20 protein-coding genes, 9 tRNA genes and 4 rRNA genes are annotated in these 26,523 nt (G+C 39.2%); 3 read left to right on the plus strand and 30 right to left on the minus strand.

The features are described from left to right. Positions 1-233: 233 nt before the first annotated feature. From gltX to HT586_RS11830, 9 genes are all read right to left on the minus strand, one after another. Positions 234-1,688, minus strand: coding sequence for a glutamate--tRNA ligase (gene gltX, locus HT586_RS11790; RefSeq protein WP_203546580.1), 1,455 nt, complete (start codon positions 1,686-1,688; stop codon positions 234-236). A 10-nt stretch (positions 1,689-1,698) separates the two neighbouring features. Beyond that, positions 1,699-2,181 (minus strand): 2-C-methyl-D-erythritol 2,4-cyclodiphosphate synthase, encoded by a 483-nt coding sequence (ispF, locus tag HT586_RS11795; protein ID WP_203545869.1) that lies wholly within the window; start codon positions 2,179-2,181, stop codon positions 1,699-1,701. Further along, positions 2,178-2,858 (minus strand): 2-C-methyl-D-erythritol 4-phosphate cytidylyltransferase, encoded by a 681-nt coding sequence (gene ispD, locus HT586_RS11800; protein ID WP_203545870.1) that lies wholly within the window; start codon positions 2,856-2,858, stop codon positions 2,178-2,180. Before ispD ends, ispF begins: the two co-directional genes overlap by 4 nt. Next, a complete protein-coding gene (locus tag HT586_RS11805) occupies positions 2,851-3,906 on the minus strand; it encodes a PIN/TRAM domain-containing protein (RefSeq protein WP_096077852.1) in 1,056 nt (351 codons plus the stop codon). The genes ispD and HT586_RS11805 overlap by 8 nt, the downstream gene beginning before the upstream one ends. Positions 3,907-3,918: 12 nt before the next feature. Further along, positions 3,919-5,280 carry a DNA repair protein RadA gene (gene radA, locus HT586_RS11810; protein ID WP_096077851.1) on the minus strand — a complete coding sequence of 454 codons (1,362 nt, stop codon included), beginning with the start codon at positions 5,278-5,280 and terminating at the stop codon, positions 3,919-3,921. Positions 5,281-5,432: 152 nt separating this feature from the next. After that, the gene (locus HT586_RS11815) at positions 5,433-7,856 is read right to left on the minus strand and encodes an ATP-dependent Clp protease ATP-binding subunit (RefSeq protein WP_096077850.1); all 2,424 of its coding nucleotides are present in this window, start codon (positions 7,854-7,856) and stop codon (positions 5,433-5,435) included. 12 nt (positions 7,857-7,868) lie between these two features. Beyond that, positions 7,869-8,879 carry a protein arginine kinase gene (locus HT586_RS11820; RefSeq protein ID WP_096077849.1) on the minus strand — a complete coding sequence of 337 codons (1,011 nt, stop codon included), beginning with the start codon at positions 8,877-8,879 and terminating at the stop codon, positions 7,869-7,871. Next, on the minus strand, positions 8,869-9,261 hold the full coding sequence (locus HT586_RS11825; protein ID WP_096077848.1) for a UvrB/UvrC motif-containing protein: 393 nt from the start codon (positions 9,259-9,261) through the stop codon (positions 8,869-8,871). The genes HT586_RS11820 and HT586_RS11825 overlap by 11 nt, the downstream gene beginning before the upstream one ends. 11 nt (positions 9,262-9,272) lie before the next feature. Then, on the minus strand, positions 9,273-9,734 hold the full coding sequence (locus tag HT586_RS11830) for a CtsR family transcriptional regulator (RefSeq protein WP_203545871.1): 462 nt from the start codon (positions 9,732-9,734) through the stop codon (positions 9,273-9,275). Between the two features lie 185 nt (positions 9,735-9,919). On the opposite strand from HT586_RS11830, the gene HT586_RS11835 reads away from it, so the two are divergent. After that, positions 9,920-11,149 carry a NupC/NupG family nucleoside CNT transporter gene (locus HT586_RS11835; protein ID WP_096077846.1) on the plus strand — a complete coding sequence of 410 codons (1,230 nt, stop codon included), beginning with the start codon at positions 9,920-9,922 and terminating at the stop codon, positions 11,147-11,149. A gap of 42 nt (positions 11,150-11,191) precedes the next feature. Here the strand turns inward: HT586_RS11835 and HT586_RS11840 are convergent, their stop codons facing one another. From HT586_RS11840 to pdxS, 3 genes are all read right to left on the minus strand, one after another. Continuing rightward, entirely contained in the window at positions 11,192-11,857 is a 666-nt protein-coding gene (locus HT586_RS11840; RefSeq protein WP_203545872.1) for a nitroreductase family protein, read from the minus strand. Positions 11,858-11,958: 101 nt separating this feature from the next. Then, positions 11,959-12,519: a pyridoxal 5'-phosphate synthase glutaminase subunit PdxT gene (gene pdxT / locus HT586_RS11845; RefSeq protein WP_203546581.1), complete on the minus strand. Its 561-nt coding sequence runs from the start codon at positions 12,517-12,519 to the stop codon at positions 11,959-11,961. Position 12,520: 1 nt separating this feature from the next. After that, the gene (pdxS, locus tag HT586_RS11850) at positions 12,521-13,408 is read right to left on the minus strand and encodes a pyridoxal 5'-phosphate synthase lyase subunit PdxS (RefSeq protein ID WP_015912392.1); all 888 of its coding nucleotides are present in this window, start codon (positions 13,406-13,408) and stop codon (positions 12,521-12,523) included. Between the two features lie 107 nt (positions 13,409-13,515). On the opposite strand from pdxS, the gene pdxR reads away from it, so the two are divergent. Both pdxR and HT586_RS11860 read left to right on the plus strand, forming a co-directional pair. Further along, complete coding sequence (gene pdxR / locus HT586_RS11855; protein ID WP_203545873.1) at positions 13,516-14,850, plus strand: MocR-like pyridoxine biosynthesis transcription factor PdxR; 1,335 nt, start codon at positions 13,516-13,518, stop codon at positions 14,848-14,850. A gap of 18 nt (positions 14,851-14,868) precedes the next feature. Then, a complete protein-coding gene (locus tag HT586_RS11860; protein WP_203545874.1) occupies positions 14,869-15,765 on the plus strand; it encodes a nuclease-related domain-containing protein in 897 nt (298 codons plus the stop codon). Positions 15,766-15,925: 160 nt separating this feature from the next. Here the strand turns inward: HT586_RS11860 and rrf (HT586_RS11865) are convergent. The 18 genes from rrf (HT586_RS11865) to folP form a co-directional block, all read right to left on the minus strand. Continuing rightward, positions 15,926-16,040: ribosomal RNA gene (rrf, locus tag HT586_RS11865) — 5S ribosomal RNA — on the minus strand. Positions 16,041-16,248: 208 nt separating this feature from the next. Then, a 23S ribosomal RNA gene (locus HT586_RS11870) occupies positions 16,249-19,173 on the minus strand. A 141-nt stretch (positions 19,174-19,314) separates the two neighbouring features. After that, positions 19,315-19,391, minus strand: a tRNA-Ile gene (locus tag HT586_RS11875). 121 nt (positions 19,392-19,512) lie between these two features. Next, positions 19,513-21,066 (minus strand): 16S ribosomal RNA (locus tag HT586_RS11880). Positions 21,067-21,195: 129 nt separating this feature from the next. Beyond that, positions 21,196-21,271 (minus strand) — tRNA-Ala (locus tag HT586_RS11885). Positions 21,272-21,287: 16 nt separating this feature from the next. Further along, a tRNA-Pro gene (locus tag HT586_RS11890) sits at positions 21,288-21,361 on the minus strand. Between the two features lie 11 nt (positions 21,362-21,372). After that, positions 21,373-21,446 (minus strand) — tRNA-Arg (locus HT586_RS11895). A gap of 17 nt (positions 21,447-21,463) precedes the next feature. Then, positions 21,464-21,552, minus strand: a tRNA-Leu gene (locus HT586_RS11900). Between the two features lie 15 nt (positions 21,553-21,567). Further along, positions 21,568-21,642 (minus strand) — tRNA-Gly (locus HT586_RS11905). 33 nt (positions 21,643-21,675) lie between these two features. Further along, a tRNA-Lys gene (locus HT586_RS11910) sits at positions 21,676-21,751 on the minus strand. Between the two features lie 7 nt (positions 21,752-21,758). Further along, a tRNA-Thr gene (locus HT586_RS11915) sits at positions 21,759-21,834 on the minus strand. 12 nt (positions 21,835-21,846) lie between these two features. Further along, positions 21,847-21,922, minus strand: a tRNA-Val gene (locus HT586_RS11920). Between the two features lie 12 nt (positions 21,923-21,934). Continuing rightward, a 5S ribosomal RNA gene (gene rrf / locus HT586_RS11925) occupies positions 21,935-22,049 on the minus strand. The 16S, 23S and 5S rRNA genes sit together here with 9 tRNA genes alongside, the layout of an rRNA operon. Before the next feature lie 279 nt (positions 22,050-22,328). Next, entirely contained in the window at positions 22,329-23,816 is a 1,488-nt protein-coding gene (gene lysS, locus HT586_RS11930) for a lysine--tRNA ligase (protein ID WP_133355181.1), read from the minus strand. A gap of 4 nt (positions 23,817-23,820) precedes the next feature. Next, a complete protein-coding gene (gene dusB, locus HT586_RS11935; protein WP_111746988.1) occupies positions 23,821-24,834 on the minus strand; it encodes a tRNA dihydrouridine synthase DusB in 1,014 nt (337 codons plus the stop codon). 10 nt (positions 24,835-24,844) lie between these two features. Beyond that, positions 24,845-25,321 (minus strand): 2-amino-4-hydroxy-6-hydroxymethyldihydropteridine diphosphokinase, encoded by a 477-nt coding sequence (gene folK, locus HT586_RS11940; RefSeq protein WP_096077839.1) that lies wholly within the window; start codon positions 25,319-25,321, stop codon positions 24,845-24,847. 2 nt (positions 25,322-25,323) lie between these two features. Beyond that, positions 25,324-25,680 (minus strand): dihydroneopterin aldolase, encoded by a 357-nt coding sequence (gene folB / locus HT586_RS11945; protein WP_096077838.1) that lies wholly within the window; start codon positions 25,678-25,680, stop codon positions 25,324-25,326. Further along, entirely contained in the window at positions 25,673-26,461 is a 789-nt protein-coding gene (gene folP, locus HT586_RS11950) for a dihydropteroate synthase (RefSeq protein WP_203545875.1), read from the minus strand. The genes folB and folP overlap by 8 nt, the downstream gene beginning before the upstream one ends. Between the last annotated feature and the right edge of the window lie 62 nt (positions 26,462-26,523).

A 26,523-nucleotide genomic window follows, 5' to 3' on the forward strand; every position in this document is an offset into this window, starting at 1 on the left:
TATAAAAAAGAAGCACCTCTAAAATAAGAGGTGCTTCTGCACGGTTCCACTCTGATTAGTAGATAATCTACTCACTTTAAAATATTTAAATAGAATTCATGAGATGCATTCAACAATTAATTTATCACATACTCGCACCAACCGTATGCTCTCTTTAGATAATTTAACTATCTACTTATTCTCATAATCTGATTATAATAGATTGCGATTATTTTTCAACTATTTTTGTTTTATTATGCGTAAACACTTAAACGCTCGATTACTTTATCCTTACCTAATAACTCCATTGTATTTGGTAATTCAGGACCATGTGTTTGGCCAGATACCATCACACGAATCGGCATGAATAAGTTCTTACCTTTAATCCCAGTTTCTTTCTGAACCGCTTTAATTGCAGCTTTAATGCTTGCCGCATCAAAAGTATCTAATGCTTCAAGCTGAGCTGTTAAAGATTTTACTAACTCAGGTACTTGCTCACCGTTTACAACTTCTGATGCTTCTTCGTCTAATGCTAATTCATCTTTGAAGAATAACTCAGATAATTCAACGATTTCACCAGCGTAGCTCATTTGTTGTTGATATAAACTTACTAAAGATTTCGTCCATGCAAGTTCTGCTTCTGTTGGGTTATTTGAAATAAGACCTGCTTTTTCCATGTGTGGTAACGTCATTTCAAATACTGTATCTAAATCTTTTGTCTTCATATATTGGTTGTTGATCCATGCAAGCTTTTGTTTATCAAAGAATGCTGGTGATTTACTTAAACGTTTCTCATCGAACATTTCGATAAATTGCGCTTTAGAGAAGATTTCTTCTTCACCTTCTGGAGACCAGCCAAGTAATCCGATAAAGTTGAATAATGCTTCTGGTAAGTAACCTAAATCATGATATTGTTCAATAAATTGAATGATTGAACCATCTCGTTTAGATAACTTCTTACGGTCTTCATTTACGATTAATGTCATGTGACCAAACGTCGGGATATCGTATCCTAACGCTTCATAAACCATCATTTGTTTCGGTGTATTTGAAATATGATCATCACCACGGATAACGTGAGTGATTTCCATGAAGTGATCATCGATTGCTACCGCGAAGTTATACGTTGGAATACCATCTTTTTTCACGATAACCCAGTCACCGATCCCGTTAGAATCAAATGATACTTCACCTTTAACCATATCATTAAATGTATAAGTTTTATCTTTCGGTACACGAATACGAATAGCAGGTTCGCGACCTTCAGCAATTAAAGCCGCTTCTTCTTCTTTTGTTAAGTGTGCATGTTTACCACCGTATCTCGGCATTTCTCCACGTGCAAGCTGTGCTTCACGTTCTGCTTCTAACTCTTCAGATGTCATGTAACAACGATATGCTTTATCCTCAGCTAATAACTTTTCAATGATTGGATTATAAATATGCGCACGCTCAGATTGACGGTAAGGACCATATCCTCCATCTTTATCAATCGATTCATCCCAGTCCATCCCTAACCATTGTAAGAACTTTAACTGACTCGCTTCTCCGCCTTCAACATTACGCGCAGTATCTGTATCTTCAATACGGATGATAAAATCTCCGCCGTTATGTCTTGCAAATAAATAGTTAAATAATGCAGTACGTGCATTACCGATGTGTAAGAAACCAGTCGGACTTGGTGCATATCTTACTCTTACTTTACTCATTATATTCACTCCATTAATTAGTTTTCTTTAATAATAATACCACAGCTTGAGCTTGTATTCCCTCTTGTCTGCCTAAATAGCCCATCTTCTCATTCGTCGTTGCTTTGACGTTAACATTGAATATGTCTGTATTTAACACATTTGCAATCGATTCACGCATCGCATCGATATGAGGTCTGAATTTCGGCTTTTCAGCGATAATTGTGGCATCTAGATTCCCGATTTGATAACCTAAATCAAGGACGTGCTGGTACGCATCTTTCAATAAAATCTTAGAATCCGCACCCTTATATTTCGGGTCATCGTCCGGGAAGAATTTACCGATATCACCAAGTGAAACCGCACCTAAAATCGCATCCGTAATCGCATGTAATAATACGTCGGCATCACTATGGCCCAGTAACCCTTTATCGTGAACAAGTTCAATCCCGCCGATGATCAAAGGCCTGCCTTCGATTAATTGGTGTACATCATATCCATATCCAATTCTCATCATAACCCTCTTTTCTTCAGTATTGCTTCCGCGAAGAACATGTCTTCCGGCGTTGTGATTTTGATATTGTCGTAGTCACTTTCTACGATATGAACTTTGAAAATACGTTCAACAAGTGATGCATCATCTGTGCCTAAGAACTGATCTGCATCCGCTTTATTGTACGCATCGATTAATAATTGATATTCAAACGCTTGTGGTGTTTGAATTTGCCATAACACGTCACGCTTTAATGTTTCAATAACTAAATTATCTTCAACACGTTTAATCGTATCTTTTACTTTAACGCCTGCGATAACGCTGTGATTTTGTTGTACCGATTCATATAGTTTGTTTAATGTGTGCTGCGTAACAAATGGTCTTGCTGCATCATGCACAAATACATATTCACAGGGCTCAATCGCTTTTAATACGTTATAAATACTGTATTGGCGTTCACTACCACCTTCAGTGATAACGTCAATTTTACTGTAATTTGTGAGCATTGATTGTAACGTACTTATTTCATCACGTTGCGCGGCCAGATGAATCGCCCGACAATTATCATCATTTTGAAATACTTGAACGGTATGTTCAAGTATTGATTTATGATTGATTGTCAGTAATATTTTATTTTGATTCGCCTGCATGCGTTTACCCATGCCTGCTGCCGGAATGATTACGTCATACATATTAGTCATTCACTTTCTTTGTAAATATAATTCTGCCTGAAGCAGTCTGAAGTACAGATTGTACTTCCACGTTCACTTGTTTATTAATTAAATGTTTACCATTCTCTACAACGACCATTGTGCCATCTTCTAGATATCCGACACCTTGGTTCTCTTCTTTCCCAGCTTTCGTCACATTCAGCATAAACTTATCACCTTGTGCGACAACTGGTTTAATTGCTTCAGATAAATCATTCACATTTAATACTTTAATGCCTTGCACCTGACATACTTTGTTTAAGTTAAAGTCTGTTGTAATGACGCTTGATTTTGTTTCTTTTGCCATTGTGACTAATAGTTGGTCGACTTCTTTAATATTTTTATTGCCAGGGACAATCTTAATCGGATGACCTGTGTTCTGAAGCTGGCTTAAAATGTCCAGTCCACGTTGTCCTTTATCACGTTTCATACCGTCTGTTGAATCTGCGATAAGCTGTAATTCATCTAATACGCCTTGAGGAACGATAATCGTACCATCTAAAAATCCGCACTCTACGATTGATAAGATACGACCATCAATGATTGCCGACGTATCCAATAATTTCGTATTATCCAGCACACGGCGCTTGTTTGAACCGCTCTGGAATCGTTCCGGTAAGAAACTTTGAATTTCATCACGTTTCTTTAGTCCAACCTGAAACCCTAAATAACCTAATACAACCGCCAGAATTACTGGCACTGTATTTTTAAGTAATATAAAGCCCATAGAGTTAAAGATTAAACTGATCATCGAAGCAATCATCAATCCTAAAATCATACCGAGCGTTGCAAAGATAAGTTCCATAAAATTAATGTTTAATAAAGATTTTTCACCTTTAATAATGAGGTTAACTACGCGATCAATCAACCAATAAAATAAAATAAAAAAGACAACAATCCCAATCGCACCATCAACATATGCATTCTTAAGAATTTCAGGAACATTCAAATTAAATAAACGAATCAATTCAGGTATCGCAAAAATCCCTAAGCTTGCACCTACTACAATAAATATTAACGTTACTAATTTCTTTAACATATTTTCACCTCCTTAAAATGCAAGCTTTAATGCTTCGCTTATATTTGTTACACCAATCACTTCGATATTCCCCGGGAAATCCCAGCCACCGATATTATTCTTTGGAATAATGACACGTTTGAATCCAAGTTTTTCAGCTTCCTGCACACGTTGTTCAATACGCGCAACACGTCTTACTTCTCCAGTCAAACCTACTTCTCCGATAAAGCAGTCATCGCCACGGGTTGGTTTATCATTATAGCTTGAAGCAATGCTAATAATAATACTTAAATCAACAGCAGGTTCATCTAATTTCACGCCACCTGCTACTTTGACATAGGCATCCTGTTGCTGTAACAGATAACCTTGTTTCTTCTCTAGTACTGCCATTAACAGTGTTAAACGGTTATGGTCAATACCTGTCGCCATACGTCTAGGGTTATGAAATGATGTCGGTGACACTAATGATTGAACTTCAACAAGGAGTGGACGCGTGCCTTCCATTGTGGCAACAATCGTAGAACCGGCTACATTCTTCGTACGTTCTTCTAAGAACATTTCACTCGGGTTTAATACTTCTGTAAGGCCAGTATTGCGCATTTCAAATATACCCATTTCATTTGTAGAACCGAAACGGTTTTTCACGGCACGTAAAATACGGTAACTATGATGTGTATCGCCTTCAAAATAAAGTACAGTATCTACCATATGTTCAAGTAAACGTGGTCCTGCGATTTGCCCTTCTTTTGTAACGTGACCGACGATAAACGTCGCAATATTCATCTGCTTTGCAATACGCATTAACTCCTGCGTACATTCACGCACTTGAGATACTGAACCTGGTGCGCTCGTTACTTCCGGATGAAAAATCGTTTGAATAGAGTCAATCACTAAAAACTTCGGCTGCATCTTCTTCACGGTTTCATGTATGATTTGAAGATTTGTCTCCGCATACACATCTAACTCTCCGGCATCTTCCTTTAAGCGGTCTGCACGGAGTTTTGTTTGTCTTACCGATTCCTCACCTGATATATAAAGTACGGGATGACGTTGCGACAACATCGCACACACTTGTAGTAACAATGTTGACTTTCCGATACCTGGATCTCCACCAATGAGCACGAGTGAGCCAGGAACAATACCGCCACCTAATACACGGTCAAGTTCTCCCATTTGCGTATGGTCTCTTGGCACACTTTCTTTCGTTATATTTTTTAATTTTTCTACTTTAGAATTTGAATCTTGCTGATGTATTGCTGTTTTTGGTCCTTTTTGTTTATGTTCAATGACTTCTTCCATCTGATTCCAGGCGCCACAATTCGGACATTTACCCATCCATTTTGGGGACTGATAACCACAGGCCATACATTCAAAAGTTGATTTCACTTTAGCCAATATATTCCCCCCCATTATAATATGTATTTATTTTAAATCTTTTTGCATGTTTAGACAATGTTAACCCCTAATATGATGCAATAATATTTTAAAAATAAAAATACTGCTGAAATAACAGTGTTTCTACTATTATTTCAGCAGTATGTGTTTCATTATTGCTTTTCTTTTGTAATTACAAATTCGCCATCTTTATAATCAATTGTCACATTGTGACCAGCTAATTCCTCACCTTTTAATAACTCTTCAGATAACTTATCTTCGATGTTCTTTTGGATAGAACGTGTTAACGGACGTGCACCATATTCTGGATCGTATCCATCATCGGCTACTTTTTCTTTGGCAGCGTCTGTTAATGTAATATAAATATCTTGTTCTTTTAAGCGTTTCGTTAAGCCATTGACCATGAACGTAACGATTTCTTTTAATTGTTCTTTCTCCAACTTATGGAACACGATAATATCGTCAATACGGTTTAAGAACTCTGGACGGAACTGTTTCTTCAACTCATCCATCATTGTCTTACGGATAGTTTCATAATCTTGTGCAGCATCACTGCCACCGAATCCTACGAATTTATTATCTTTTAATTCCTGTGCCCCAACGTTACTTGTCATAATGATTACAGTATTTCTAAAGTCTACTGTACGCCCTTTAGAATCCGTTAATCGACCATCATCTAACACTTGTAATAACATGTTAAATACATCAGGGTGAGCTTTTTCAATTTCATCGAATAAAATAACTGAATACGGTTTGCGGCGCACTTTCTCAGTTAATTGGCCACCTTCTTCAAACCCAACATATCCTGGAGGTGAACCTACTAAACGAGACACGCTATGTTTCTCCATAAATTCACTCATATCTACACGAATCATTGCATCTTCTTCACCAAACATCGCTTCCGCTAATGCTCTTGCAAGCTCAGTTTTACCAACACCAGTTGGACCTAAGAAGATAAAGCTTCCGATAGGACGTTTCGGATCTTTAAGACCGGCACGGGCACGACGCACTGCTTTAGAAATCGATACAACCGCATCATGTTGTCCTACTACACGGTCATGTAAAATTTCTTCTAAGTTTAATAATTTTTGTGATTCAGTTTCTGCAATTTTATTTAATGGAATACCCGTCCAGTTCGCAACAACAATTGCGATATCATCAGGTGTCACTGATGTGTTGTTAGAACCTTGCGTTTTTTGCCATTCTTTTTTCGTTTCATCTAATTGCTTTTCAAGTTGTGATTGTTTGTCACGTAACGCTGCTGCTTGTTCGAACTCCTGAGAATGCACTGCAGCATCTTTTTCATTTTTTACTTTTTCAAGTTCAACTTCAAGTTCTTTTAAACTTGGTGGCGTTGTATAGTTACGTAAACGCACTTTTGAACTTGCTTCATCAATTAAGTCAATCGCTTTATCTGGTAAGAAACGGTCAGAAATGTAACGATCGCTCATTTTTACAGCTGCAACTAAAGCTTCATCAGAAATTTGAATACGGTGATGCGCTTCATAGCGGTCACGTAAACCATGTAAAATTTCAATTGCATCCTCTACATTTGGTTCATCTACCTGAACTGGTTGGAAACGACGTTCTAACGCTGCATCTTTTTCGATGTATTTACGGTATTCTTCTAAAGTTGTTGCACCGATACATTGAATTTCTCCACGTGCTAATGCAGGTTTTAAGATATTCGATGCATCAATAGCACCTTCAGCGCCACCCGCACCGATTAATGTGTGTAATTCGTCAATGAATAAAATGATGTTGCCAGCTGCATGAATTTCATCCATCACCTTTTTAAGACGCTCTTCAAATTCCCCACGATATTTCGTACCCGCTACAACTGTACCCATATCTAAACTCATAACACGTTTACCTTTTAACGTTTCAGGTACTTCATTGTTTACGATTGCTTGTGCTAATCCTTCTACAATTGCAGTTTTACCAACACCTGGTTCACCGATTAATACCGGATTGTTCTTCGTACGACGGCTTAATACTTCAATAATACGCGTTACTTCATCAGCACGACCTATAACTGGATCTAACGTGCCGTCTTTAGCGATGACCGTTAAATCACGCGCTAATCCATCTAATGTTGGTGTGCCTTGTGCTTTAGCTTCACCGTGGCCTTTAGCATCCATTTCCGGACTACCTAATAATTTAACAACTTGAGAACGCGCTTTCGTAATATTTAAATCAAGATTTGCAAGCACGCGTGCTGCAACACCTTCGTTCTCACGAATTAATCCTAATAGAATATGCTCAGTACCAACAAAGTTATGGTTAAGTTTACGTGCTTCGTCTAACGATAATTCAATTACCTTTTTAGCACGTGGTGTATATTGAATTGTTCCACCCATATCTGTGCCATGACCGATTAATTGTTCAACTTCCTGTACAACCTTTTCTTCTGTAATGTTATATGCCGCTAACACTTTCGCAGCAATTCCATCAGGTTCTTTCACAAGACCTAATAATAAGTGTTCTGTACCGATATTATTATGATTTAAACGAATCGCTTCTTCTTGTGCATGTGCTAACACACGCTGTGCTCTTTCAGTTAATCTACCAAACATATTTTATCCTCCTTACAAATGCTCTCGTAGCATTTGTGCTCTTTTTTCATCTATTTGTTTATTCTCTGGATACAATTTATCAATAAATGGTGCCTGTATAGCAACCATCAGTTCATTGAATCTAAACGGAGTATCTTTTATGATGCCCATATCAATACCCAGTTTAATCTCACTTAATCTAAGACTCGCTTCTTCTACAGAAATTTTATGACTATATTTCAATATCCCTAAGCTTCTGTAAATTCTATCTACTGTATCGATATGATCATAATTATTCATACGCTTACGCATATTGATTTCCTCTTCAATAATCTGTTCAACCACCTGTGTTAAATCATCGATGATACTTTCTTCTGATTTACCGAGCGTCAGTTGATTTGACACTTGATATACATGTCCTAAAGCTTGTGTACCTTCTCCGTAAATCCCACGAATCGTGAATCCAAATCGATTAATCGTTTGTGCGATTCGCGACATTCTCTTCATAATAGAAAGTCCCGGCAAATGTAACATAACGCTGGCACGTAAGCCTGTTCCAATATTGGTTGGACATGTTGTAAGATAACCATAGTGCTCATCATAAGAAATCATTAATTTTTCATCAAGTTTTTTGTCTATAACGCGTGCACGTTCATATAAATGATGTAGCGACAAATCGTGACCTAATACTTGTATACGAATATGATCTTCCTCGTTAATCATGATACTTTCAGATTCATCTTCATTGATTAATACAGCTCCGTGCTTTGCCTCCATCAATTCTTTGCTAATCAAATGTTTTACTACCAACATTTGACGCTCTTTCATCGGTGTTTCAGTCATCTTGATTAGTTCGTAATCCTTTATTAATACATTCGACACTTCTTCAATTACTTTATCAGCAGTATCTTCAGCAAACATCATCGGATGAACGAAATTTTCCAGATTACGTGCGAGCCTGATACGTGAACTCAAGATAACAGCGGGTTCATCAGCTGACTGCATCCAATCACTTAATATATTCTGAAGATGTTTATTCAGCATGTGTATCTCCACCTTCCTTAAGTGCACGGATTTCATCACGCACACCAACCGCTTCTTCAAATGCTTGCTTCTCTACTAATGATTGTAATTTCTCTTCCAGTGCTTCTATCTTTTTCTTCAGTGCAATCTTTTCCTGTGATTTATGTGGTGTTACACCAATATGCTGTAAATTACCAGCCTGTACGCGCTCTATAACTTGCGGTACATAATCACTAAATGTGTTATAACATTCATGACAACCAAATTTGCCGATGTGTAATGCTTCTCTTAAAGTCAGTCCACAATTTGGACACTTGTCAGGTGTATGGGCTGCTTGAAACTCACCACTATTTAACAAGTGTTTGAGTAACTGATTCATTGAAAATTCTTCTTCGTATGGCATACAATCTCTCCTTAGTTATAATGAATGATATTCAGCACATTTTGTAAAATATTAGCGCGTATATAATCACGATAAGGTACATCCATCATTAAAACATCACGATGAATCGTACCAAGTATAATCTTTTTCTCTCGCTCATTAATCAATTCATTTTGGTGTAAACCTTCTATAATACGTTCAGCATTTTGTTGTGAAATCTGTTTCCCCGTTAATTCCATTAAATGCTCAATAAACGCTGCCTTATTATTTGATTCAATTTTTGTGATACGAATATAACCTCCGCCACCACGTTTGCTTTCAATCTGATAGCCGTGTTCATTTGTGAAGCGCGTTTTAATGACGTAGTTTAACTGTGATGGAACGCAATCAAACTTTTCAGCAATATGTGCCCGTTTAATTACGACAACATCATCCTGCGCTTCTTCAAGTAACTGTTTTAAATATTGTTCAATTATATCTGACATATTGTGCATGACATCACCCACCTTTGACCTTCTTTGACTTAATTATATTTAATCCTACTTTGTTAATCAAATATTTTGTTTGACCTTTTTTGATGAACAAATTTTCATGATAAGTCGAAAAAATGTTTAGCGCTTTCATTCGTTGTGTAGTATGATATTTATAGTATAAAAAATATGACTAAAGGAGAGATTTCATGAATTATATTATCGGTATCATCGGTCTTGTTGTGTTCTTGTTACTTGCATGGGTTATGAGTTCAGATAAAAAGAGTGTACGTTGGCAATATATCGGCATAATGATGGCCATTCAGTTTCTATTTGCTTTTCTTTTACTTAAAACTTCAGGTGGTATTAAATTAGTAGAAGCATTAGCTACCGGTTTCGGTTATTTACTAGGCTATGCAGAACAAGGTGTCAACTTCGTATTTGGCGGTCTGGAAAATCCAGCTGTCGGTAAAGTACCTGCCGCTTCAACTTTCTTTATGGATGTATTATTACCGATTACTTTTATTTCAGCTTTAATCGGAATCTTGCAGTACTTAAAGATCTTACCGTTTATCATTAAATATTTAGGATGGCTGATTTCTAAAGTAAACGGTATGGGGAAATTAGAATCATTTAATGCAGTAGCAGCAGCAATTTTAGGTCAATCAGAAGTATTTATCTCTATTAAGAAACAATTACCATATATTCCGAAGCACCGTTTATATACGTTAACAGCTTCAGCGATGAGTACGGTATCACTATCTATCGTCGGTGCATATTTTACGATGATTGAACCTAAATATGTCGTAACAGCTATTATCTTAAACTTATTTGGTGGTTTTATCGTTGCTTCAATCATCAACCCTTACGTTGTTTCAGCAGAAGAAGAAGATGCTGTAATTATGGGTACAAATACGGATGAAAAGAAACAATCATTCTTTGAAATGTTAGGAGAATATATTTTAGATGGATTTAAGGTTGCAGTAATTGTTGCTGCAATGCTAATCGGATATATCGCATTAATCGCGATGCTTAATGGAATCGTCGATGCGTTTACACCAGGCGAAATGAACTTCCAGACTATACTTGGGTATTTGTTTGCACCTCTTGCATTCTTAACAGGAATCGCTTGGGACGATGCGGTTCGCGCAGGATCTATTATGGCAACTAAACTCGTTTCGAATGAATTTGTTGCAATGCTAGATATTCAGTCCATTGTTAAAGGAAAGACTGGCGAATTATCAGAACATGCGATCGGAATCGTTTCTGTATTCTTAGTATCTTTTGCTAACTTCTCATCTATCGGTATTATTGCAGGGGCAATCAAATCATTGAACAATGAACAAGGCGATGTCGTTGCTCGTTTCGGTTTAAAATTATTATATGGTGCAACACTTGTATCATTCATCTCTGCAACAATCGCTGGATTCTTCTTATAATAGTAAAAGCTCAATCTGAAAATTTCAGATTGAGCTTTTTTGTTATAATCCTTTTTTCTTACCAATAACGCCTGTTTCAGAAAAATTATATGTCAATATTTCTGATACATCATATCTTGAGGATGGATAATGTTCTTTAGCTGCAATTCCAATTGCGATGAACATTACAGGTGTGTATCGTCCTCCATCAATATTTAACGCTTGTAATACCGCCCCTCTATCAAAACCACCAATTGGATTTGTATCGAAGCCGTAATCTTTTGCGACAAGCATAAACTGCATTGCCGCCATGGCAGAATCCATCATTCCTTGAGTATACATAGATTCATCTGGCGTCTGATCCAGAAGCTGTTGAATCACCTTCGTATTTTCATCTTTTATATTTTGATCCATATATCCTTCTTTTACATTTTGCTGCATAATTCTATCTAAGTCATTTTTATGGTTATTATCCGATAATACTAGTACAAAAGCTGAGCTCGTATCTAATTGACGCGTATTAAAATGAACGTGATCTCTTATTGCCGCTTTCGATTCATCGGATTCTACTATAACAAATCTCCAAGGCTGTAAATTTATAGAAGACGGTGCCTTCGTTGCTAAAGTAATCATTTCTTCCATTATTTCATGAGAAATTGTGATATCTGGATTAAACTCTTTTATTGAATGACGTGATTCGATTGCTTGTTTTAATGATAAGTCTTTCATGTAGGACACTCCCTTTTTATAATGATTGATTATAACATGCATCTGAAATGTCACAAAATAAAAAAGCCTGCATTTTTCAAATGTAGGCTTTTACAGAAATATTATTTCATTACCATTTCTTCTATAAAGTATTTCATTATCTTATAATCTTCTGTAAGCTCCGGGTGAAAAGATATACCAAGATATTTCCCTTGTTTAACAGCTACCATCTTATCTTCTACTGTACTTAATACTTCAACTTCCGGGCCAACTGACACAATATGTGGCGCACGGATAAAGACTGCATTGACTTGTTCTTCAATACCTTTAACGTCTAGATCAGCTTCAAAGCTATCGACTTGTCGTCCAAATGAATTACGTTCAACAGTGATATCCATCTTCTTTAGATGACCATCATCATATCCAACGATATCATTTGCAAGTAAGATTAATCCTGCGCATGTGCCATACATCGGTAAGTCACTTTGGCGTAACGCTTCAGTAAAGCCATAGAGATCCATCAGACGACGCATCGTTGTTGATTCTCCACCTGGTAATACTAATCCATCGATATCTTCTAGTTGTTCTACACGCTTTACAGGTACCCCTGTATGACCTGCTAGCTCAATATGATGCATATGCTCTCTTACAGCACCTTGCAGTGCTAATACACCAATCTTCATCTTACCAGCCACGTTCCTGCATTCTTTCTTCTAAAGAAAGTTTATTAATATCTAAACCTTTCATCGCTGCACCTAACTCTTTAGAAAGTTCACCGATTAATTTATAGTCTTGATAATGCGTTGTCGCTTGAACGATTGCTTTCGCAAATTTTTCAGGTGATTCTGATTTGAAGATACCAGAACCTACGAATACACCGTCAGCTCCTAATTCCATCATTAAAGCTGCGTCCGCTGGTGTAGCAACACCACCTGCAGCAAAGTTTACAACTGGTAACTTACCTAAAGCTTTAATTTCTTTTAATACTTCATAAGGGGCACCTAAAAGTTTAGCTTCCGTCATAATTTCATCATCATTCATGACAGTTAGTTTACGTACTTGTGCATTTACTTTACGTAAGTGACGCACAGCTTCAACGATATTTCCTGTGCCAGGCTCACCTTTCGTACGTAACATTGCTGCACCTTCACCGATACGACGTGCTGCTTCTCCTAAATCACGACATCCACAAACGAAAGGTACTGTAAATTCATCTTTCTTTAAGTGGAACTCTTCATCTGCTGGAGTTAATACTTCTGACTCATCGATATAGTCCACACCCATAGCTTCTAATACACGTGCTTCAGTAATATGACCGATACGACCTTTTGCCATAACAGGAATAGATACTGCATTCATTACTTCTTCAACGATACGTGGGTCAGCCATACGTGCTACGCCACCTGCTGCACGAATGTCACTAGGCACACGTTCTAATGCCATTACAGCTACTGCACCAGCAGCTTCAGCAATTTTTGCTTGTTCAGCGTTGACAACATCCATAATAACGCCGCCTTTTTGCATTTCTGCCATACCACGTTTAACTTTATCTGATCCTACAATTTTACTCATCATTACACCTCTAAATAGTATGAATTTTAGTTTACATAAACTAATGTATCGTAATATTTGGTATTATAAAAGTACCAGTTTTTAATAATATTAAGGGGTCAGTTTATATGGAGATGCTCACATATCGTTTTGAAGATAATGAATTTTTATATACACAGCTTTATCGATTTATTAAAGAAGATATATTAGGTGGAAAACTTCAGTTTAATGAAAAGTTACCCTCTAAAAGAAAGCTAAGCAGTCATTTAAACTTAAGTTTAACTACTGTAGAAATTGCATATCAGCAGCTTTTAGATGAAGGCTATATATATTCAAAACCTAAAGTCGGATTTTTTGTAGAAGATATTCAGACGATTCATACGATACCACGGGAGATGGTAGAATTGGAGGAGAATATAGATTCTAGTAATAAGATCTCATTTAAAATTGAAGATAGTCATATTAAGTCTTTTCCATTCCAGAAGTTTCGAAAATATGCGCGTGATGCATTTGAAGAAGAACAATTTGAATTACTTGAACGAGGTGATGTACAAGGAGAGTTATCGTTAAGAAACGAAATTCGAAGATATTTATATCATTCTCGCGGGGTCAATTGTAATAATGAACAAATTATCGTTGGCAGCTCTACTGAACAACTTTTTACTTTATTGACTAGAATTCTAGGAGAGCGAAAGTATTACATTGAGAATCCAGGATATCCTTTGATCAAGAAAGTCTTGAAGTATGAGGAACGTGATTATATTAATGTAAATGTTGATGAAGATGGTATTATCGCAAGTGATTTAGGGCATAGTGCGAGCGTCGTTCATGTCACGCCCAGTCACCAATTTCCAACAGGCGTTGTGCTAAGCGCGAAGCGCCGCATCGAGTTATTAAAATGGGCAGATAATGGTGAGAGATTTATTATTGAGGATGATTATGATAGTGAATTCAGATATAAAGGAAGACCTTTGAAAGCTTTACAAGGTATGAGTGCAAATGACAAAGTTATTTATATGAGCACGTTTTCAAAGTCGATTTTTCCTAGTATTCGTGTGGCTTATATGGTTTTACCAAAGTTGTTATTGGAGAAATATTTTACTCTAGAAAATAAACCTAACAATACTGTTCCTAAACATATACAGTTTATGATTACATCATTTTTAAGAGATGGTGAGTTTGAGCGCAATATTAATCGTATGCGTAAAATATACAAGAAGAAATTAGAACTTACATTGGATTTGATTGATGAATATTTTGATAATTTCGAGATATATGGAAGTGATGCTGGTATGCATTTTGTATTTGAAACTAAAGAGAAATTAAATACACGTGATATTGAAATAAATACAATTCAAGATTATTATGAGGGGCAGAATACAAGTTATAGTAACCAATATATTATTGGATTTGGAAGTTTTGAGGATGATAAAATAGAAACAATTATTAAGCGGTTATTGTAATAATTTATGGAGGCTCAAATGCTACTCAAACGACATCATCGAAACTTTTACTATCACTATTTATGTAAAATAAATGGACGAGTTATTCTGGAAAACCTGGATTATCAAAACTTAAGAAATTATTTAAAGGGATTTGAAGGAGAATATGCTTTTTTTGAGCATATAAAAGGTTTTGAGCAATTAGTACGCATATGGGATTTGACGCTAGATATGTTTGGCACAGCTCAATATGATTTTTTATTTATAGCAAATGATACGGTTATACATATTGATATTAAAAATTATTCAGGATTATATCGTTTTGATAACGGGAACTTTATTAGTGAACAAGGTTATGTACATCAAGGGCTGCTCAGTCAACTAGATCGAGCGCACCGTAAGTTAGAACAATTTATAAAGATGAATCATTTTCAGTACAAAGTTAATAGCCGAATTTTATTTGTGAATCCTGAATTTAAGTTAAAAGGTTACAATGGAAATGAGCATATTGTACTATTTAGTCAAATGACTGAAGTAATAAATTATTTGAAAACACTTGTTTCTCATAATGAAGATATGAAATTGGGGCTCTTATTAGTTGAACATCATGTAGATAAAGATTACAACCGCGTTCACTTTTATGATTACGATTATATAGAAAAAGGGATTAAATGCGTTAGCTGTGGTGCTATTGGGATGTTTGAAGAAAAGTCTCAACGAACAATGCAATGTATTTGTGGTTTTGAGATAGGTAAGAAAGATTATATCATTGAAGCTATAGAAGATATTAGTTTATTTAAAAATGGCAGTTTTACGAGAAAAGAGCTTGAGAAATATACAGGTGTTAATGCTACGACATTGAAGAGATATTTACATCAATATTGTGAGAAGATTGGGAGTTTTAAAGATGCAACATACAAAATTAAAAAAGAGTGATTTCGAGTGGGCTGTATTTTTATGTTACAGCCCACTCGGTCTTAGAAATACACATTTTTCTACTTTAAGTGGGCCGTAAAAAGTTAATACAGCCCACTCATATAACCATATCATTAAATATATAAAGAAAAAAGAGACCCCGAAGGATCTCCTATGCATTGCCCGGCAACGTCCTACTCTCGCGGATCGTAAGACCAACTACCATCGGCGCTAGAGAGCTTAACTTCTGTGTTCGGTATGGGAACAGGTGTGACCTCTCTGCCATCGTCACCAGACAAATGAAAGATATGATATCCAGTTTCAACTCGCTGTCCCTATTCATTTTCTAAATCTCATATCGAATCTGACGATTCTCATTCGATTTATCAAAAATGATACGGGCCATAACGCTCGTTTCAACCTTAAAATTATACTTTCAAAACTAGATAAGTAAGAAGAAAATTTAGATATTACTCGGCAATACCGAATAAAAAATCTATAAAATTGATTAAGTCTTCGATCGATTAGTATTCGTCAGCTCCATACATTACTGTACTTCCACCTCGAACCTATTAACCTCATCATCTTTGAGGGATCTTATAACCGAAGTTGGGAAATCTCATCTTGAGGGGGGCTTCATGCTTAGATGCTTTCAGCACTTATCCCGTCCATACATAGCTACCCAGCTATGCCGCTGGCGCGACAACTGGTACACCAGAGGTATGTCCATCCCGGTCCTCTCGTACTAAGGACAGCTCCTCTCAAATTTCCTACGCCCACGACGGATAGGGACCGAACTGTCTCACGACGTTCTGAACCCAGCTCGCGTACCGCTTTAATGGGCGAACAGCCCAACCCTTGGGACCGACTACAGCCCCAGGATGCGATGAGCCGACATCGAGGTGCCAAACCTCCCCGTCGATGTGAACTCTTGGGGGAGATAAGCCTGTTATCCCCGGGGTAGCTTTTATCCGTTGAGCGATGGCCCTTCCATGCGGAACCACCGGATCACTAAGTCCGTCTTTCGACCCTGCTCGACTTGTAGGTCTTGCAGTCAAGCTCCCTTGTGCCTTTACACTCTGCGAATGATTTCCAACCATTCTGAGGGAACCTTTGAGCGCCTCCGTTACTCTTTAGGAGGCGACCGCCCCAGTCAAACTGCCCGCCTGACACTGTCTCCCACCACGATAAGTGGTGCGGGTTAGAAAGTCAACACAGCCAGGGTAGTATCCCACCAACGCCTCCACGTAAGCTGACGCTCACGCTTCAAAGGCTCCTACCTATCCTGTACAAGCTGTGCCGAATTTCAATATCAGGCTGCAGTAAAGCTCCACGGGGTCTTTCCGTCCTGTCGCGGGTAACCTGCATCTTCACAGGTACTATGATTTCACCGAGTCTCTCGTTGAGACAGTGCCCAAATCGTTACGCCTTTCGTGCGGGTCGGAACTTACCCGACAAGGAATTTCGCTACCTTAGGACCGTTATAGTTACGGCCGCCGTTTACTGGGGCTTCAATTCGTAGCTTCGCTAATGCTAACCACTCCTTTTAACCTTCCAGCACCGGGCAGGCGTCAGCCCCTATACGTCACCTTACGGTTTTGCAGAGACCTGTGTTTTTGATAAACAGTCGCTTGGGCCTATTCACTGCGGCTCTTCAAGGCTTGCACCCTAAAAAGCACCCCTTCTCCCGAAGTTACGGGGTCATTTTGCCGAGTTCCTTAACGAGAGTTCGCTCGCTCACCTTAGAATTCTCATCTTGACTACCTGTGTCGGTTTGCGGTACGGGCACCTAATTTCTAACTAGAGGCTTTTCTTGGCAGTGTGAAATCAACGACTTCGCTACTATAATTTCGCTCCCCATCACACCTTGACCTTAAGAGTACCGGATTTGCCTAATACTCAGTCTCAGTGCTTGGACGTACATAACCAACAGTACGCTTCGCCTATCCTACTGCGTCCCCCCATCGTTCAAACAATCTTAGGTGGTACAGGAATATCTACCTGTTATCCATCGCCTACGCCATTCGGCCTCGGCTTAGGTCCCGACTAACCCAGAGCGGACGAGCCTTCCTCTGGAAACCTTAGTCAATCGGTGGACGGGATTCTCACCCGTCTTTCGCTACTCACACCGGCATTCTCACTTCTAAGCGCTCCACATGTCCTTGCGATCATGCTTCGACGCTGCTTAGAACGCTCTCCTACCATTGTCCATAGGACAATCCACAGCTTCGGTAATATGTTTAGCCCCGGTACATTTTCGGCGCAGCGTCACTCGACTAGTGAGCTATTACGCACTCTTTAAATGATGGCTGCTTCTAAGCCAACATCCTAGTTGTCTGGGCAACGCCACATCCTTTTCCACTTAACATATATTTTGGGACCTTAGCTGGTGGTCTGGGCTGTTTCCCTCTCGACTACGGACCTTATCACCCGCAGTCTGACTCCCGTGTTAAATTATTTGGCATTCGGAGTTTGTCTGAATTCGGTAACCCGAGGGGGGCCCCTAGTCCAAACAGTGCTCTACCTCCAATAATCATCACACGAGGCTAGCCCTAAAGCTATTTCGGAGAGAACCAGCTATCTCCAGGTTCGATTGGAATTTCTCCGCTACCCACACCTCATCCGCTCACTTTTCAACGTAAGTCGGTTCGGTCCTCCATTCAGTGTTACCTGAACTTCAACCTGGACATGGGTAGATCACCTGGTTTCGGGTCTACGACCTGATACTCATTCGCCCTATTCAGACTCGCTTTCGCTACGGCTCCACATATACTGCTTAACCTTGCATCAAATCGTAACTCGCCGGTTCATTCTACAAAAGGCACGCCATCACCCATTAACGGGCTCTGACTACTTGTAAGCACACGGTTTCAGGTTCTATTTCACTCCCCTTCCGGGGTGCTTTTCACCTTTCCCTCACGGTACTGGTTCACTATCGGTCACTAGAGAGTATTTAGCCTTGGGAGATGGTCCTCCCGGATTCCGACGGAATTCCACGTGTTCCGCCGTACTCAGGATCCACTCAGGAGAGAACAACTTTTCGACTACAGGGCCTTTACCTTCTATGGCTGACTTTTCCAAAGTCATTCGTCTAAACTGTTCCTTTGTAACTCCGTATTGAGTGTCCTACAACCCCAGAGAGCAAGCTCTCTGGTTTGGGCTCTTCCCGTTTCGCTCGCCGCTACTAAGGGAATCGAGTTTTCTTTCTCTTCCTCCGGGTACTTAGATGTTTCAGTTCTCCGGGTGTGCCTTCTCATATACTATGTATTCATATATGGATAACATGACATAACTCATGCTGGGTTTCCCCATTCGGAAATCTCTGGATCAAAGCTTACTTACAGCTCCCCAAAGCATATCGTCGTTAGTAACGTCCTTCTTCGGCTTCTAGTGCCAAGGCATCCACCGTGCGCCCTTAATAACTTAATCTGTTATTAATAATTGTGATGTCTGCATAAATGCAGACGCGCGATTTTTTTAAGAATTCAAAAATGAACTCACTCGGTTTTGCTTGGTAAAATCTTTTATTTCTTCTTACTTTATCTAGTTTTCAAAGTACAATAATTAAAATGGTGGGCCTAAATGGACTCGAACCATCGACCTCACGCTTATCAGGCGTGCGCTCTAACCAGCTGAGCTATAGGCCCATTTTAATTTTGAATATTTACTACTGACCAAAGGTCAAATATAAACATTCAAAACTGAATACAATATGTCAATGTTAATCCCTATCAGACTTCTAAGTCTGATTTCCGTAATTATCCTTAGAAAGGAGGTGATCCAGCCGCACCTTCCGATACGGCTACCTTGTTACGACTTCACCCCAATCATCTGTCCCACCTTCGACGGCTAGCTCCTAAAAGGTTACTCCACCGGCTTCGGGTGTTACAAACTCTCGTGGTGTGACGGGCGGTGTGTACAAGACCCGGGAACGTATTCACCGTAGCATGCTGATCTACGATTACTAGCGATTCCAGCTTCATGTAGTCGAGTTGCAGACTACAATCCGAACTGAGAATGGTTTTATGGGATTTGCTTGACCTCGCGGTTTTGCTGCCCTTTGTACCATCCATTGTAGCACGTGTGTAGCCCAAATCATAAGGGGCATGATGATTTGACGTCATCCCCACCTTCCTCCGGTTTGTCACCGGCAGTCTCTCTAGAGTGCCCAACTTAATGATGGCAACTAAAGATAAGGGTTGCGCTCGTTGCGGGACTTAACCCAACATCTCACGACACGAGCTGACGACAACCATGCACCACCTGTCACTTTGTCCCCCGAAGGGGAAAGCTCTATCTCTAGAGTTGTCAAAGGATGTCAAGATTTGGTAAGGTTCTTCGCGTTGCTTCGAATTAAACCACATGCTCCACCGCTTGTGCGGGTCCCCGTCAATTCCTTTGAGTTTCAGTCTTGCGACCGTACTCCCCAGGCGGAGTGCTTAATGCGTTAGCTGCAGCACTGAGGGGCGGAAACCCCCCAACACTTAGCACTCATCGTTTACGGCGTGGACTACCAGGGTATCTAATCCTGTTTGATCCCCACGCTTTCGCACCTCAGCGTCAGTTACAGACCAGAGAGCCGCCTTCGCCACTGGTGTTCCTCCATATCTCTGCGCATTTCACCGCTACACATGGAATTCCACTCTCCTCTTCTGTACTCAAGTCTCCCAGTTTCCAATGACCCTCCCCGGTTGAGCCGGGGGCTTTCACATCAGACTTAAGAGACCGCCTACGCGCGCTTTACGCCCAATAATTCCGGATAACGCTTGCCACCTACGTATTACCGCGGCTGCTGGCACGTAGTTAGCCGTGGCTTTCTGGTAAGGTACCGTCAAGGTACGTTCAGTTACTAACGTACTTGTTCTTCCCTTACAACAGAGTTTTACGATCCGAAAACCTTCTTCACTCACGCGGCGTTGCTCCGTCAGACTTTCGTCCATTGCGGAAGATTCCCTACTGCTGCCTCCCGTAGGAGTCTGGGCCGTGTCTCAGTCCCAGTGTGGCCGATCACCCTCTCAGGTCGGCTATGTATCGTTGCCTTGGTGAGCCGTTACCTCACCAACTAGCTAATACACCGCAGGTCCATCTATAAGTGACAGCAGAACCGTCTTTCACTATTGCTTCATGCGAAGCTAAATATTATCCGGTATTAGCTCCGGTTTCCCGAAGTTATCCCAGTCTTATAGGTAGGTTACCCACGTGTTACTCACCCGTCCGCCGCTAAAATCGAGAGGTGCAAGCACCTCTGTCAATTCGCTCGACTTGCATGTATTAGGCACGCCGCCAGCGTTCATCCTGAGCCAGGATCAAACTCTCCATAATAGTTTGTTTGATAATGCTCTTTGATTGCTTATGGCAATCACTCTTGGGAGTGAACTAAGTTCACTCAAATTATTGGAATTAACGTTGACATATTGTCATTCAGTTTTCAATGTTCATCTTAAAATTTTATGGTGGAGACTAGCGGGATCGAACCGCTGACCTCCTGCGTGCAAAGCAGGCGCTCTCCCAGCTGAGCTAAGCCCCCAAAATTATTAAGTAAGTCGGGAAGACAGGATTCGAACCTGCGACCCCTTGGTCCCAAACCAAGTGCTCTACCAAGCTGAGCTACTTCCCGTTATTAATAAACGCGCCCGAGAGGAGTCGAACCCCTAACCTTTTGATCCGTAGTCAAACGCTCTATCCAATTGAGCTACGGGCGCAAAAAAATAAAATTAAATGGTGCCGAGGACCGGAATCGAACCGGTACGGTAATCACTTACCGCAGGATTTTAAGTCCTGTGCGTCTGCCAGTTCCGCCACCCCGGCATTTAATTTTCTTAATGGAGCGAAAGACGGGATTCGAACCCGCGACCCCAACCTTGGCAAGGTTGTATTCTACCACTGAACTACTTTCGCATATTAAGTTTTAATATTAAAATATTAAAATAATGGTGAGCCATAGAGGATTCGAACCTCTGACCCTTTGATTAAAAGTCAAATGCTCTACCAACTGAGCTAATGGCTCAAAGAAATGGTGCCGGAAAAAGGACTTGAACCCTCAACCTACTGATTACAAGTCAGTTGCTCTACCAGTTGAGCTATTCCGGCATAATAAATAAATGGTGGAGGATGACGGGCTCGAACCGCCGACCCTCTGCTTGTAAGGCAGATGCTCTCCCAGCTGAGCTAATCCTCCTGGGTATATATTGCCCGGCAACGTCCTACTCTCGCGGATCGTAAGACCAACTACCATCGGCGCTAGAGAGCTTAACTTCTGTGTTCGGTATGGGAACAGGTGTGACCTCTCTGCCATCATCACCAGACAAATTTTCAATACTTATATAAGTATAACAGCTTCGAAGATTATTTCAATAGTAAATTTTACACTGTGTTCATGAACTTTACAATTGATTAACTTTCTTAATATGTCACTCGTTGTAAGCGACTTTTTAATAATACGCAATTTGAATTGTAAAGTCAACGCTTTTTCTTTATTTTTTTCTATTTTTTAAAAGAAAGTAAATTCTGATAATTTTTACAGAATAAAAAAGACTCTAAATCCTTGATAGATAAGGATTTAGAGTCTTTTAAGTATGATTCGATTATTTATGTCTCATATAAGGGAATAATAATACGTCACGAATAGATGCACTGTTTGTCAGCAGCATCACTAAACGGTCAATACCAATTCCTAACCCACCTGTTGGCGGCATACCATATTCTAATGCTTCAATGTAATCTTCATCCATCTCATGTGCTTCATCGTTACCTGCAGCTTTTTCTTCCATTTGTGCTAAAAAACGTTGTTTTTGATCGATTGGATCATTTAATTCTGTAAATGCATTTGCATGTTCGCGTCGTACGATAAATAATTCGAAACGATCTGTAAAGCGTGGATCTTCTGGATTTTGTTTAGCAAGTGGAGATACTTCCACTGGATGTCCATAAATAAATGTAGGCTGCACTAAGTTTTCTTCTACTTTTTGTTCGAAGAATTCATTTAAGATGTGACCGTATTTCATATTCGGTTTAACTTCAACACCGTGTTCTTTAGCAAGACTATGTGCTTCTTCGTCAGTTTTCACTTCATAGAAATCAACACCTGTGTATTCTTTAACAGCATCAACCATATGCCATCTACGCCATTTTGGTGCTAAGTTAATTTGTTCGCCTGCATAATCAACAGTTGTAGAACCTGTAACTTTTTCAGCAATATGTGCTACCATTTCTTCTGTTAAATCCATAATATCCTTATAGTCTGCATATGCTTCGTATAATTCAATCATCGTAAATTCAGGATTATGTCGTGTTGAAATACCTTCATTACGGAATACGCGACCGATTTCATATACTTTTTCTAATCCACCTACGATTAGACGTTTTAAGTGTAATTCAATGGCAATACGCATATAAAGTTCCATATCAAGTGCGTTATGATGTGTAACGAATGGACGTGCAGCAGCGCCACCAGCGATTGTATGCATCATTGGTGTTTCAACTTCTAAGAAACCTTTCGTATTTAAGTAGCTACGCATTTCCTGAATGATTTTACTACGCGTAATGAAAGTTTGTGTTGACTCTTCACTTGTGATTAAGTCTAAATAACGTTGACGATAACGTTGTTCAACATCCTGTAATCCGTGGAATTTATCCGGTAATGGACGAAGTGCTTTTGATAATAGTGTAAACGACTTGGCTTTAACAGAAAGTTCTCCAGTGTTCGTTTTGAACATCACACCCTCAATACCAACGATATCGCCTAGATCAGCATTGTTCCATAATTCGAACTGTTCGTCACCAACTGCATCTTTACGAACATAGATTTGAATTTGTCCATCTAAATCTTTAACGTGAGCAAATCCCGCTTTACCTTTACCGCGTTTTGTCATGATACGTCCAGCGAAAGATACTTTTGATTCTTCTTCTTTATCATGTAATTCTTCTTTAGAAAAAGCATCCCAATCTGCTTTTAACGAAGCAGAAGTTGCTGTTCTCACAAATTTTTGACCAAATGGATCGATCCCCTGGTCTAATAAATCTTGCATTTTTTGACGACGTACCAACATTTGGTCGTTTAATTCTTCTGTCATTTCATTACACTCCTTCTGCGATTTTAGATTCTTCATTTTTCTCTGCTTCAATAACATATGTTTCGAATGATTTAAGTATATCAACTAATTCGTCGCGTGTCTCAGCTTGATTGATTAACTTACGTGCTTTACCATTCCCACGAATCCCTTTTAAATACCATGATGCATGTTTACGCATTTCCATTACAGCTACTTTTTCACCCTTTAATTCAATTAAACGGTCTAGATGAAGCGTTGCAACTTTCATCTTCTCTGAAATATGCGGCTCAGGCATTAATTCACCAGTTTCCAGATAATGCACTGTACGATAGATCATCCATGGATTTCCTAATGCTTCACGGCCAATCATTACCGCATCAACACCAGTTTCATCAAGCATCTTCTTCGCAAGTTCAGGACTTGTTACATCACCGTTACCGATAACAGGAATACTTACGGCTTCTTTTACTTGGCGAATAACATCCCAGTCCGCATGTCCTTCATACATTTGAACACGTGTTCTACCATGCACCGCGATTGCTGATGCGCCAGCTTTCTCAATCATCTTTGCGTTTTCTACAGCGTAAATATGTTCATCATCCCAACCAATACGCATCTTTACAGTAACTGGTTTGTTTACTGCTTCAACAACTGCTGACACCATTTCATAAATTTTAGGTGGGTCAAGCAACCATCTTGCACCTGCTTCACATTTAATAATCTTTGAAACAGGACATCCCATATTAATATCGATAATATCTGCTGTTGTATTTTGATCAACATATTTAGCTGCTTCGACTAACGTTTCTTTTTCTCCACCGAATATCTGTAACGATAACGGTCTTTCATTCTCATCAATATAAAGCATTTTCATCGTTTTTTCATTATTGAAAAGAATCGCTTTATCACTTACCATTTCAGCGCATACTAAACCTGCACCAAATTCTTTTACTGTTAATCTAAACGCCGCATTACACACACCAGCCATCGGTGCGAGCACAACTTTATTATTTATTTCAATATCTCCAATTTTCCACATATACTTACCCTCACTTATAAATTCTTACATCCGGGTCCAAAGTTACAATATCACTTATCTTTTTATTTAATACTGGATGAATTGCCTGCGAGGCAATTTCATTCAGAGGAATTAATACAAAACTTCTCTCATGCATAAATGGATGTGGTACTTTTAATCGCTCACTATCCATTACTAAATCACCAAACAACACAATATCTAAATCGATTGTTCTCGGTCCCCAGTGAATCTTGCGAACACGATTGAGCTTTAATTCAATTGCCTGAATATTGTCTAACAATTCTATCGGTGACAAATTGGTTTCTAGTGCGACAACACCATTCAAAAAGTCATCTTGCTCAACACCACCTACTGGCGCTGTTTCGTAAAGACTTGAAATCTTCGTCACCTTTGTCTCTGGAAGAGTATTTAACAAGTTCAAAGCATCGTTAATTTGTCGTTCTCTATCACCCATATTACTGCCAAAGCTTAAATATACTGTCGTCATAACTACCTCGTTCTATGAATTTCTACGCCTACACCATCATACACACCTGGTATTGGTGGATTCATTTTTGTAATTTTGACTTTTAAGGCCATTATCTGATTATAGTGACTGAAGAGTATTTTTGCAATACGTTCGGCTACATGTTCTAATAATTTTGACTGAATAGACATTTCCGCCTTAATATCTTCATAAACCAATCCATAGTTTACGGTATGATCAAGGTCATCAGTTTCGCCCGCTTTTTTTAAATCTACATCAAGCTCAACATCAACGATAAATATTTGCCCTATCTGGTTCTCCGCTTCAAATACACCATGATATGCATAAAACTGCATACCCGTTAAAAATATTTTATCCATTGTAGTCTCCTTTAAGTTGATCCATCACTTTAATAAAGCGCGCATTCATTTGTACATTATGAACACGAACAGCATCGACACCTGCATTAATTCCGATTGCAGTAGTAGCCAGCGTACCTTCGTCACGTTCAATCGGTGTTGTTTCTCCACCTAGCAGCTCTTTTACCATACGTTTACGACTTGTTGCAAGCAGCACTTTATAATCCAGCGCAACAAGTTCATCTAAACGATGCATCACCTTGATTTCCTGTTCGCGTGACTTCGCAAATCCGATACCTGGATCAATCCATATTTTATCACGTTCAATGCCACACGCTTGTGCTTTATTCGCCTGCGTACATAAATCTGTCACCATATGTTCCATAATGTCGCCAACAACTTCTTCTTTTGCATTATGCATTAAAATAATTTCGGCATTATATTTTTTTACGACTTCAAATATGTTCGGATCATATTTTCCTGCCCACTGATCATTGATGATATGTGCACCATGCTGAAGCGCTGCTTCTGCGACTTCACTTCTAAAAGTATCGACAGAAATAAGCGTATCGACATCTTTAAGCGCCTTTAATACCGGTACGACACGATTCAATTCTTCTTCTATAGAAATCTCGCTATAACCAGGACGCGTTGAGTAGCCGCCAATATCGATAATGTTGGCACCTTGCGCTATCATTTCATGCACACGTGCTACAGCATTATCAACGGCGTTATATTGCCCACCATCAGAAAATGAATCAGGTGTTACATTTAGAATTCCCATTACTAATGTCTGCTTCATCATTTTTACCTCCACAGTATATTCATTTCATTATAACAAAATTACTATAATAAAAATAAGAC

Origin of the sequence: Macrococcoides bohemicum (assembly GCF_016865215.1) — a bacterium.
GTDB classification, from domain to species: Bacteria; Bacillota; Bacilli; order Staphylococcales; family Staphylococcaceae; genus Macrococcoides; species Macrococcoides bohemicum.

Bases quoted from the DNA above. Each gene is read 5' to 3' on its own strand.
- lysS (WP_133355181.1), bottom strand. From the start codon at position 23,816: ATGACAGAAGAATTAAACGACCAAATGTTGGTACGTCGTCAAAAAATG.
- HT586_RS11840 (WP_203545872.1), bottom strand. From the start codon at position 11,857: ATGAAAGACTTATCATTAAAACAAGCAATCGAATCACGTCATTCAATA.
- pdxT (WP_203546581.1), bottom strand. From the start codon at position 12,519: ATGAAGATTGGTGTATTAGCACTGCAAGGTGCTGTAAGAGAGCATATG.
- dusB (WP_111746988.1), bottom strand. From the start codon at position 24,834: ATGTGGAAAATTGGAGATATTGAAATAAATAATAAAGTTGTGCTCGCA.
- folK (WP_096077839.1), bottom strand. From the start codon at position 25,321: ATGACGACAGTATATTTAAGCTTTGGCAGTAATATGGGTGATAGAGAA.
- HT586_RS11860 (WP_203545874.1), top strand. From the start codon at position 14,869: ATGCTACTCAAACGACATCATCGAAACTTTTACTATCACTATTTATGT.
- pdxR (WP_203545873.1), top strand. From the start codon at position 13,516: ATGGAGATGCTCACATATCGTTTTGAAGATAATGAATTTTTATATACA.
- ispD (WP_203545870.1), bottom strand. From the start codon at position 2,858: ATGACTAATATGTATGACGTAATCATTCCGGCAGCAGGCATGGGTAAA.
- HT586_RS11815 (WP_096077850.1), bottom strand. From the start codon at position 7,856: ATGTTTGGTAGATTAACTGAAAGAGCACAGCGTGTGTTAGCACATGCA.
- HT586_RS11820 (WP_096077849.1), bottom strand. From the start codon at position 8,879: ATGCTGAATAAACATCTTCAGAATATATTAAGTGATTGGATGCAGTCA.
- pdxS (WP_015912392.1), bottom strand. From the start codon at position 13,408: ATGAGTAAAATTGTAGGATCAGATAAAGTTAAACGTGGTATGGCAGAA.
- HT586_RS11830 (WP_203545871.1), bottom strand. From the start codon at position 9,734: ATGCACAATATGTCAGATATAATTGAACAATATTTAAAACAGTTACTT.
- HT586_RS11825 (WP_096077848.1), bottom strand. From the start codon at position 9,261: ATGCCATACGAAGAAGAATTTTCAATGAATCAGTTACTCAAACACTTG.
- folB (WP_096077838.1), bottom strand. From the start codon at position 25,680: ATGGATAAAATATTTTTAACGGGTATGCAGTTTTATGCATATCATGGT.
- HT586_RS11835 (WP_096077846.1), top strand. From the start codon at position 9,920: ATGAATTATATTATCGGTATCATCGGTCTTGTTGTGTTCTTGTTACTT.
- folP (WP_203545875.1), bottom strand. From the start codon at position 26,461: ATGAAGCAGACATTAGTAATGGGAATTCTAAATGTAACACCTGATTCA.
- HT586_RS11805 (WP_096077852.1), bottom strand. From the start codon at position 3,906: ATGTTAAAGAAATTAGTAACGTTAATATTTATTGTAGTAGGTGCAAGC.
- ispF (WP_203545869.1), bottom strand. From the start codon at position 2,181: ATGATGAGAATTGGATATGGATATGATGTACACCAATTAATCGAAGGC.